Below are 11,258 nucleotides of genomic sequence, written 5' to 3' on the forward strand. Positions count from 1 at the left end.
AGTACCTACACTGCTGACCAGCAGCAGAATGCTGGATGGATGCCACCGCTTGTGGTGGGTGGGCACGCACATCCGTATATACCGACCACACCATAGGAGGGAGAACAAAGTAAGCGGGACATTGAGCCACAACAGGCAATGAATTGCCCTTATTCTGCAATTGACTTTTCGAAATGATGTTCCATCTGAAAAAGATACTCCAGGTACAATCGGACGACATCACGTGTGGTCCCCCCAAAGGGAAAGACATGGTGTGTCAGGTCCGGCAATGCGTTGACTTCCAGAATGCCTCCCTGATCTGCTGTCAGCGGCTGGCGGATATCCTCACAACGAATATCAATGCCAGCCACATCAATTTGGAGAGCTCCTGCGGCTTTAATTGCCATTTGTGCATTGTCAGGAAAAATCGCTTCCGTACAGTCCACATAAAACTCACTGATGTTTCCGGCGGCCGAATTGCGAAGATCATATAGCTCAATTTCTCTTCCTGCCGCAGGTACCTCCTCCAGCGTGACTCCCTGTCCTAGCAGAACCTCTCGCAAAGGCTCTGCGTCTTCATCAATCTTGGGAAAGGCCGCAAACTCCCCTATACTGGTCTGCTGGATTCGCTGCTGATTCAACATTCGAATCAACGCCCGGATGGTTGAGGTGCCGTCTCCTTCTGCATAGACAGGTCGATACTCATTTACTGCCGCCACTTCCCCGTTAATGACCAGTACCCTGTAATCCACACCCGTTACGAATTGCTGCAGCATGATGCTGTTACTATGGAGACCCGCCCGGGCAATAGCCACTTCCAGTTCCTCGTTTGTTCGAACGTCCAGTGTCACACCTACACTGCCGCTTGCGTCCAGCGGCTTCACTACAACGGAACGATGCAGTTTCAGAAACTGCGTTGCCTTGTCACCCATTGCCTCGATAACGATAAACGGCGGCACAGGCATTCCCCGCTCATGCAGTAGCATATTACATACCTGCTTGTTCTTGGCGAGCAGTCCAGCGATCAAGGGCAGACGATGCGATCTGGTTTTATTAATGACTCTGCGCTTGTCCCCATAGGACAATTCCAGAAAATCTTCACATTCTGCGAGAAGTGGCTCGCAGGTTATTCCCATTTCTCTTGCTTTGCTTATGATGAGTCGGTTTTGCAGATTATGAATTCCTTTCGGAAACAATGGAAATCCTCCCCGACCGAATGAAGGCGTTCGCTCCTGGTTGTGCTTTCATCGGATTGATTTGATGGAAACAATATTGATAATGATTATCAGTTTCAAACAAAATCTATTTTATGGCAATTTCAGTAACCTTGTCAATAATAAGCTTTTAAGGAAAAATAAGATGTTTTTTGCAGAGAGAGAATCCCCAAATGAAGGAATGTTCATGGAACAATGGGCACAACAAATAAGGCAAGCTCTGAATTTCGTTATATCATAAGCTTGCCTGTGCTATTCGCTGTATTGAGATGCAATGAAGTATAGGCTGGGGATGTGGATGATAATCATCGGTATTAATGCTTTAATTTGGGGCAGGTTGGGCAGTAATCTTCTGGATCATCTGCGGCGAGATAATAGAAACAACAAGTTTTGCGTACACGAATAGGTGTATCTGAGACAGCTGTTGCCCGCTTGGGCGTGTTAAACTGCTTGAGCGGGTTACGGGATTCACCAAAGAGATGCGCAGGTGCATCACGAATTAGATAATGGAAGTCCTCTTCGACACGCTGCTTTTCTTCAGGCGTGGCTCCTTCGGCAAACTTGTTCTCATAGAGCCAGTATACGTAAATGGCCGTGTTCTCCCACAGGACTGAACGGGAAATCCGGGTTGCCTTGGACAGCGATTGCCATACCTTGGCCAGATTGCCGGCGAACATCTGTTCAATCACCTGATCTCTCCATACGCCACGCTGATCCGCCTCTGGTGAGGTCGTCTGCCAATCGGTCAGACGAGCCTTGGGAAGCCATGCCTCTCCCTGATAACTGGATTCAATCGTGCCGTTGGCAATCTCATAATTCAGGCCTTTGTTGAAGCGTGACATGGCATAGAGACCCGAAGCTGTGATCAAGTAAGCATACCGTTTAGCAAAGAGAGATACAGTAGCCGTTTCGGAGTCCGTCTCAAAGATGCCACTCACCCCTTGCAAATAGTTCAGGCTTTTGGACGGGTCCAGCAAGTCCGTAAATGGCATCGAAAATGTGCGATCTGTCGAAGGCTCCCAGGTCAGACGGTATTCGGCAGCCAAGGCCTGCATCTCTTGATCATCAAGCCAAGTGGCTGTAGCGTGTGGTTTCATTTAACTTCCTTCCCTTCCCGTGTGGAATGCACATTGGTGTGCCAAACAGCGGATCAACCGCAATGTCGCACTCCATCTGGAAGACCGCGCGGACCATGTCCTGCGTAACAATATCTTCCGGTTTTCCTTCCGCGTAGATGGACTTGTTGTGGACAGCCACAATATGGTGAGCATAGCGACACGCAAGATTCAGATCATGAAGCACCATCACTATGGTGCGCCCCTCCTGTTCATTCAAATCGAACAGCAGATCCAGAATATCAATCTGATGGGTCATATCCAGATAAGTCGTTGGTTCATCCAGCAGCAGGGTTTCTGTTCCCTGTGCGAGTGTCATCGCAATCCAGGCGCGCTGGCGTTGTCCGCCAGATAATGCGTCCACGGGCCGATCAGCCAGAGCAGTCAGATGTGTGGATTCCAGCGCGAGCCTGACCATGCGTTCGTCCTCACAGGACCACTGTTTCAGCCATGTCTGGTGTGGGTACCGCCCTTGCCGAACCAGTTGGTTTACCGTCAGTCCCTCTGGAGCAGAAGGACCTTGCGGCAGAATGGACATACGTCTTGAAATTTCCTTGGTAGGCAACTTCGCAATCTCCTCGCCATCCAGCAGCACCGAGCCTGAACTGGACTTCAGCAGTCGCGCCATCGTTCGCAGCAAGGTGGACTTCCCGCAACCGTTGCTGCCAATCAGGACAGTAGTTTTCCCCTTGGGAATAGTCAGGTTCAGATTCTCAATAATAGGCTCTGCGCCATAGGCGATCGTAAGGTCCTTGGCTTCCAGAATACTCACAGCATTCTCCTCCTCAAAACTGATTTCGATTCTTGAACAACAGATACAGGAAAAACGGTGCTCCTACCCCGGCGGTAAATACCCCTGCCGGAACATCGAGCGGCAGAAATACCGTACGGGCAATCAGATCAGCAGCAAATACAAGCAGGGCACCGACCAGTCCCGAAACAATGAGCATACTGCCAAACATGCGCCCTACCAGCTTCCGGGCAATATGCGGCGCAATCAGACCGACAAAACCAATCGTCCCTGCGACAGCAACAGCTCCCCCTGCCAGCAATACACTGCACAGTAGCAGTACCGAACGATGACGCTGTACAGTGACCCCAAGCCCGGTGGCCAGATCATCCCCGAATTCCTGTGCGTTCAGACTGCGGGCAAACCAGATCGCCAACGGAAGCACGATTACAATCACCGGGATGATCGTTCTAACATCGGTCCACGATGCGCCATACACACTCCCCGTCAGCCAGATATACGCCTGACCAGCCGTATAGAATGGACTAAGGATCAGCATGAAGGTCGTCCCGGCCCCCGTAATGGCTGACACTCCGATTCCGATCAACACCAGTCGAATCGGGCTAACTCCTTTTTTCCAGGCAAGAAGATAAATGATGATTGCGGTAATCATCGCCCCCATAATGGCAAACAACGGCAACAGCTTGATACTGATGGTTCCACCCAGCAGGGTGACAAAACCTACAGCGGCAACGGCAGCTCCTCCCGTTATCCCGATCACATCCGGTGAAGCGAGCGGATTACGGATAATCCCCTGCAAGAGGGCACCGGACATGCCTAGTGCTGCACCAACAAGCAACGATAACAGCACACGCGGCAGCCTTAGCGTCAACACGACAAAGTCATGATCACCTGCGCCCAGACCGAAAATCGTCTGTAGCACATTCAGCGGAGATATGAAATCATTACCCACACTGGTTCCTGCAATGGATGCAATCAATATCAAAACCATACAGATTCCGATAATGAGCAGCGATTTGCGCTCCATTTGCAAGGATAACGTATCTTTTTTATTGCGAAAAGTAATCATCTTCCTCATATCTTCGTCCCCCCCTTGCGGGCAATATAGACGAAGAAGGGACCACCAATGAGCGCTGTCATAACGCCAAGCGGAACCTCCTGCGGCATGATGATCAGTCGTGCAACGACATCCGCCGCCAATAACAAAATAGCGCCGCCCAAAATACAGTAGGGAACAAGCCAGCGGTAGTCGTTGCCAACAAACACCCGCATGATATGTGGTACGACTAATCCTACCAGACCAATCGAACCGGCCACCGCAACAGAACCACCGGCCAGCAATACTGTAACGGCTCCCATAAGTACCTTGACCAGTAGCACGTTCTGTCCCATGCCCTTGGCGATATCATCACCGGTCAAGAGCAGATTGATCGCCCGGCCCATAAACAGGGATATCACAGCGGCAACCGTCATATATGGCAGTACAGGATACAGCATGTCGAGTGTTCGACCGCTCACTGAACCTGCAAGCCAGAACAACACGTCCTGTAATCCCGTTCCATCCAGCACCAGGATTGCCTGTGTGAACGAAGCAAAAAGTGCAGAGATAGCGGTACCCGCCAGCACAATCTTGATGGGAGTCAGACCATCACGACCGATGGACCCAAGCGCGTACACAATCACTGTTGCAATGGTTGCCCCGGCAAAACCAAACCACATCATCGTACTAAGCGAGGACACCGACAGCGCCACGATGGCAATAACAATAAAAAAGATGGCGCCCGCATTGATCCCAAACACACTTGGTGAAGCGAGCGGATTACGAGTTAGCGCTTGCATGAGTCCTCCCGCCACCGCCAAACTTGCACCAACAACAGCGGCTATAATTGTGCGTGGCAAACGTTCCGTCAGAAGTACGACATGCTCCACTGAGCTTTCGTCATAGTGTTGTAGAGCATCCACTGCTATTTGAAATGTTATGTGTGTACGTCCCAGTATCATGCTGGCTACACAGGCGAGTAATAGTAAAATGAATAAGCCGGATAGTCCATACATCTTCGTACTTGCCTTCGTAAAAAGGGGAAACATATTCTCACTCTTTCATTCGTGAAATGCAAAAAGACCTGCCTGCCCATACACTTCGTATACGAATGTCCTGGTGCATGGCAGGTCTTGCTCCCATTAATTCAGATTGAACTGCTTGTATAGGTCGTCCAGCATCATGTTGGCCGATGTGTATCCGCCCCCCATGTTCCAGGCCACTTCATCAACCTGTACCAGCTGGTTATTCCTCACTGCATCGAGATTTTTCCAGAGCGGACTGCTGGTCCAATCCTTATAATTTTTCTCAATAGCTTCTGTTTCCGTACCTGAATTGAAGTTGAAGATCATATCTGCGTTCATATCTGGGATGTTCTCTTTCGAAGTCAGCTCCACACCCCAGGTATCTTCATCATGTCCAGGCGGTCTGGTAAATCCAAGCTCTTTCAAAATTTTCCCGGCGTATCCCATATAGAAAATGCGAACCTGATCGGCTCTGAAATTCGTAATAGTCGCTTCAATGGGAAGACGGTCACCCATTTTGTCTTTGAAATCCGCTACCCTTGCATCCCAATTGGCAAGCAACTTGTCCGACTGTTCCTTCATATTCATCGCTTCACCAGCCGTCTTTACCGTCTCTTTCCAGTCAAACAACGTCTCGGTAACTACCGTTGGGGCAATCTGGGACAGTTGATCATAGATATCCTCATGTCTTGTTTTGGTGGCAATGATTAGATCCGGCTTCAACTTGTTGATCTCTTCCAGATTCGGCTGTGATTCCTGACCTACTTGCGTCACGCCATCCAGATCATCTCTCAAATATTTATATACGGGTTGCTGAACCCAGGATTCCACAACACCCGTTGGCTTAACACCAAGTGCAACAACAACATCATTGGCACCCTGGAACAAGGTTACAATCCTTTTCGGAGTTCCCTTAACTGTCGTTTCACCCATGGCATGTTTGATAACTCTGGTCTGCTCGTCCGCACCACTGCCTGCTGCATTGCTCTCATTACCACTTGCAGACTTGCTTGAAGGGTCTGTTGTCCCTGTAGTTCCACCCGAGGCACAACCAGCCAGCACCGATATCATCAGAATAAGTGCTATATAAATATGTAGCTTTTTTGTCAATCCAAACATGTAGTCCAACTCCCCCTTCTCATCCTAATTGATATTAAAAATCATTATCAATTGTATTGTAATTCAGTTGAGTACATTGTTCAAGCATATTGATACTGCTGTGGAAGAACTCCCCATGCCTCTAGTTTCATGTTGAAAATCTCCTTGTACAGTAAAGGCTTGGATGAATACAAAATGCTCAGTATACAAAAAGGTGTAACCCTCCATAGTTGTTGGGTTACACCTTTATAAGAATTTATGACCTGTCTTCAACAGACAGCGATCGCGGACAAACATACCGATTAAGGTATATGCCTGCCTACATATTGATAAGTACCTTTCGGGTATGCAATCCACTCATCCCGCTGATTAAAAATGGGCGAGCCACATGATATACCTTGTCTACGAACAAATGTCCCACCTTGAGGAAACAATTGATTCTGCGAATGAGGCTCTCCAATCACATCTACCACAGTTTCATGATATTTCAGTACATATGCGACCGTATTAAATTCACTTGGGTTATAGAAATGACCCTCTTGATTAAAATAGGCAACATTCGTGACATCCATGAAATCGTAAAAGATGCTGTTTATGATCAGATACGGAATTACTGGATTAACCGGATATAGCGCTATGCTGGATACGTTCATGCGGTTCGTGTTTTTCATGAATTGGTGAACCTCCAGCTCATATCCTTCTATTTTATGAGAGAAGTCACATTCTCGGTTGTAAAACAATTGCAGCACGATGCGACCGTCTCCACCATCGACATATTGTGAAAAAAACAAAAGAAATGCCTCCTGTGGTTCCTGATGAACCTGAAATATAGTCGCTCTGCCAGCAACTCCTACGACCTACTGAAGCTGGACTCTTAAAAAGTCAAAAATTCTCGAGGGGACAGGAGTCTCCTTGATGCTGCAAAGCATACCGTTTATGGTGTATAAATGCCGACATATTGATAGGTCCCTTTAGGAAACACATTCCACTCATCTAGCTGATTATAGGCAGACGATCCGTAGGATATTCCTGGTTTGCGGACGAACGTTCCTCCTTGTGGAGTAAACTGTTCATGTGAATTTGGATTTCCTAATACATCCACCACTTGTCCTTGGTATTTTAAAACGTATGCAACAGTGTTAAATTCGTTCGGGTTGTAGAAATCGCCCTCATCATTGAAATACCAAGCATTCGTAATATCCATGAAATCATAAAAGATAGTGTCGATGATTATATATGGCATGGCAGGATAAACCGGATTAATCGGTAGAGTGGTAACTTTCATTTGGTTTGTTTTCTTCATCCATTGATGAAACTCCAGTGAGTAACCGTCTGCCCGATGGGAAGGATCTCCATTCCCGTTATAATGCAATTGCAAAACAATTCTTCCATCTCCACCATCCACATATTGCGAGAAATATACAGCAGGCGCTTGCTGTGGTTCCTGTTGGACCTGAAATACGACAGCTCTTCCATCCGCTCCTACCACCCATACCAGTAAAGGTTCGGGGGAAAGGGGAATGGAGGTGCTCATGAGTTCTACAGGACCGAGGAATGTCGATGATGGCGTTCCTCTATATACCAGGAATTTAGATTGTCCTGGGAAATAACTGGACAGATCCACGTTTCTGTGCGGCAAGCCGTATTTAACCCCTATCGGAGTGATCCCGCCGGAAACCAGTTCGGCATTGCGTGTATTCAACGTGTATTGCACAGAACCTCCCCGACCATCCGTGGCTGTAATGGTAACAGCGGCAAGACCGCTACCTGTTCCAGAAGCCACCGTTAAGATACTGCCATTAATTGATGCACTCACCAATGTCGGATCACTGGAGCTGACCGTAAACTGAAGCACATCTCCATCCTCATCGCTGAACAGCTGCTGCAAATCATAATCTCTTTGCTGTGTAACTCCGGGAGTCAATACCTGCTCGTTTATAGCCGCTATGACTTGAGGAGCTTGATTTAGCTGAGGCATGCTGACGGTAACCGGGAACGTCGCTCCCTCTGCACGTCCGTACTGATCATACACACTGAGTGTTACACTTGCGGTCCCTACACTCACTGGGTTTAGCTGTAGTTTCTGACCATTTATATGGGCCGTAGCAATTCCTGGATCATACGTGTCTGCTGTCACTGACAGGGATGCTAGATCCCAGTTCAACAGGAACGGTGAGAGATCCAGTTCTGATGCAGCATCTCCCCATTGAAGCAACTGCTCAGGAATTGCTGTAATAACTGCATTTTCCAATAGATGAACCTGTAGGTCTGTGCTAATCTCTCCGCCTCTATCGTCTTTAGCCGTGATGGTAATCACGGTATTGCCGCTAGTCAGCCCATGAATGACAAGCTGTTCATTTTGAACTGTAGCATCTGCCACGGCTGGATCAGACGAACTGATTTCATAACGAATCGGATCATGATCCGGGTCAGCAAAGATGGCGGACAGATCCACGGTTCCGTCAGCCTTGCCTAAAATCAGATGTACCGCGTCTGGTGCACGGGTTACCACCGGGCTACTGTTCGGTATAGGCAAAACCGTTACAATCAAGGTAACTGTATCTGTTCCACCCTTGCTATCGTCTGCCGTCAAGATAATACTTGCGCTCCCCGCTTGCAGTGGCTGCAAAGAAAGCTGATCACTCGTTATGACAGTCTGCACGCTGGAAGTATCCGAACTGGTTGCTGTGAACACCAGCGGGTCGCCATCCGCATCCGTAAATATCGTTGAAAGATCCAGTGTCATATTCGGCTGACCCAATGTGACGGTTAATGGCTGAGGAGCTTGTCCATGCGGGGCATGGTTAGGAGCGCCTTGAACCGTTAGCTTGAATTCAATCTGCTTTTGGCCTGTGCTGCCATCTTCTCCTTGCTGTCCGTCATTGGCAGTGACATGAACGATCGTACTGCCCGCTCGAAGCGGACTCAGACGCAATTCATCTCCCGCAAGCACCATCGAAGCTACAGCAGGATCATCAACAGTAACCTGATACGTTAAGCTAGCATTTTCCGGGTCCTGAACATAATCATTCAAATGCAGTACCAAGTCGGGCTGTCCCACAGTAAGCGCCTGATCGGGTATACCTGCAGATACTGGCTGGCCGTTTACGATAATTTTAAAGGTCGACGATACTCTTTTTCCCCGTCCATCATTAGCCGATACACTGATGGATGCTTTTCCGACACTGACTGGCGTAAGCTTTAAGGTATTGCCAGATACAGACGCCCGTACGATGCCGGATTGAAGAGAAGCTGCCGAAAAGGTCAAGGTATCCCCATCAGGATCGGTAAAGAATTGGCGCAAATCATACAACTGTTCACCAGCGCCTTCAGTAATGACACGCTCTACAGAAGTATTCACGACTTCCGGTGAACGGTTCGCGCTGCTGGATGAACCGGATGAGCTTCCAGAAGATGAAGACGACCCTGTTGCACTTGCCGCTGCTAGACCCGACACAGCGTTGGAAGCGATTCCGGTACCCAGTGTGACCGTAGATACCTGTACATTTCCACTCACATTTACCCTAGCTGCCGGGTTGCTGACTTGAATATTTTCAATACTACCTATCGTTTTCAATTCCAAGGCACCCGTCCCTGTGACGGTCAGCTGCTGGATCGTGCTATTACCTGACATCTCGACGGACTGGCTGCCAGTTATCTGAACGGTCTGAACCGTTCCCTGAAGATTGACTTTGTCCGCCCCTTCATTAACATTCAGCTGCGGCAAGGAAGCATCCGCGCTAACCTCAATGCTTGCACTGGATTGCACGTTCATGACTGTCGCGCTTGCGGTACCACTGAATACAACGTGAACTTCAGGCTTTGTGACATCTATTTGCGTCAACGTTGAGCTATCAAATACGACTGTATTGTTATCTCCGCCGTTAATGTGGGTCTGTCCCTGCACCTGCACATCCTGTGCATAAAAATCCTGCTGAACCCGGGCATCTACCGTTAACTGCTGTTCCACTTTCAAATGCAGTACCGATGTAAAATCCCCGGCGATCACCAAATCTCCGTTCAGCGTGGAGCCGTGTCCGTCCAGCACAACGTTGCCGCTGAACTCCGCTTCGCCGTCACGAGCCGAAGTCCCGCTGCTGCGAAGCTCCAACCAAGTGACCTTGTCCACCGTCCGGCCTGTGGCATGGAAACGAATGCCCGCGTTGCGCAGCGCGGTCTGATTATCCGCGTGAAAAATGCCGCGCAGCGGCTCTGCCACGTCATACGCGATGCCATTGATCCGTATCTGCTTGCCGTCCATTTCTTGGAGCTGCGAAGCACGCTCCTGTGGAAACAAAGCAGATACGAGCAGGCTGGCTGCATCTACGCGGCTTACCGAGTCTTTGGCTTGTAGATTTCCGCCAAATTCACTCATCAGCCCGTCATTCAGCGCCGCCCGAATCATCGGGGTCGCCCACGGGCTGGCGTCCTTCCACGCCGTCGGCAGCTCCTGCGCCGACGACGAGTCGGTTGTGCTGGCGGGCGTGCCCGCAGACGTACCCGTCCCAGCGGACCTGACCAACAGCGCGACCAGTTCTTGGGCGCTGATCAAGTCATTCGGACGGAAGTGTCCGTCGGCGTCGCCCTGCATCAGCCCGGCCTTACGGGCTGCCTCTATAGCCGGGCGCCCCCAGCTATCGGCGGGCACGTCCGTGAAGGAGGCAGCGCCGTCCAAGTTGCCTGTCGGAAGCTGCAACGCTTTGACCAGCAGCACGGCTAGCTCCTGACGTGTGAGCTTCTGCTCAGGTCTGAGCGTTCCGGCGGGATCGCCTTGGATGATCCCGAGTTCACGGGCTTTTTGTAGTTGTTCCAATTGCTCTGCTGTAAGCTTCTGTACATCCGTCCAGGTGGCAGTATTGTTCCCTGTGGACCCCTTGGATACGGAAGCCGTATCTATCACGGTAGCTTGCTCTGCTCCGGCAGGAAACGAGGGGGTCAGCAGCAGCAAAGCAGCTGCCAGCTGAGCGGTTAACTTCTTATTTTTCATGGTGCAATTCTCTCCCCACCGATAAATGTAATCATGTATTCAAAATCTTA

Annotated in this window: 8 protein-coding genes; all 8 read right to left on the reverse strand. The window is 49.5% G+C overall.

The window, feature by feature from the left end; all coding sequences use genetic code 11:
* Positions 1–149: 149 nt before the first annotated feature.
* On the reverse strand, positions 150–1,175 hold the full coding sequence (locus C1T21_RS22190; RefSeq protein WP_103049769.1) for an ATP-grasp domain-containing protein: 1,026 nt from the start codon (positions 1,173–1,175) through the stop codon (positions 150–152).
* A 332-nt stretch (positions 1,176–1,507) separates the two neighbouring features.
* Positions 1,508–2,290, reverse strand: coding sequence for an IucA/IucC family C-terminal-domain containing protein (locus tag C1T21_RS22195; RefSeq protein ID WP_258012594.1), 783 nt, complete (start codon positions 2,288–2,290; stop codon positions 1,508–1,510).
* Positions 2,259–3,080 carry an ABC transporter ATP-binding protein gene (locus C1T21_RS22200; RefSeq protein ID WP_025722914.1) on the reverse strand — a complete coding sequence of 274 codons (822 nt, stop codon included), beginning with the start codon at positions 3,078–3,080 and terminating at the stop codon, positions 2,259–2,261. Before C1T21_RS22200 ends, C1T21_RS22195 begins: the two co-directional genes overlap by 32 nt.
* Positions 3,081–3,093: 13 nt before the next feature.
* Positions 3,094–4,137, reverse strand: a complete 1,044-nt coding sequence (locus C1T21_RS22205) for a FecCD family ABC transporter permease (protein WP_103049770.1) — start codon at positions 4,135–4,137, stop codon at positions 3,094–3,096.
* Positions 4,134–5,147 carry a FecCD family ABC transporter permease gene (locus tag C1T21_RS22210; RefSeq protein WP_103049771.1) on the reverse strand — a complete coding sequence of 338 codons (1,014 nt, stop codon included), beginning with the start codon at positions 5,145–5,147 and terminating at the stop codon, positions 4,134–4,136. Before C1T21_RS22210 ends, C1T21_RS22205 begins: the two co-directional genes overlap by 4 nt.
* 93 nt (positions 5,148–5,240) lie before the next feature.
* A complete protein-coding gene (locus C1T21_RS22215) occupies positions 5,241–6,242 on the reverse strand; it encodes an ABC transporter substrate-binding protein (RefSeq protein ID WP_103049772.1) in 1,002 nt (333 codons plus the stop codon).
* A gap of 281 nt (positions 6,243–6,523) precedes the next feature.
* Complete coding sequence (locus tag C1T21_RS22220; protein WP_103049773.1) at positions 6,524–7,012, reverse strand: RTX toxin; 489 nt, start codon at positions 7,010–7,012, stop codon at positions 6,524–6,526.
* 143 nt (positions 7,013–7,155) lie between these two features.
* Entirely contained in the window at positions 7,156–11,208 is a 4,053-nt protein-coding gene (locus tag C1T21_RS22225; RefSeq protein WP_103049774.1) for an S-layer homology domain-containing protein, read from the reverse strand.
* Between the last annotated feature and the right edge of the window lie 50 nt (positions 11,209–11,258).

The sequence above is a fragment of the Paenibacillus sp. F4 genome (genome assembly GCF_002894905.1).
Classification (GTDB): Bacteria; Bacillota; Bacilli; order Paenibacillales; family Paenibacillaceae; genus Paenibacillus; species Paenibacillus polymyxa_B.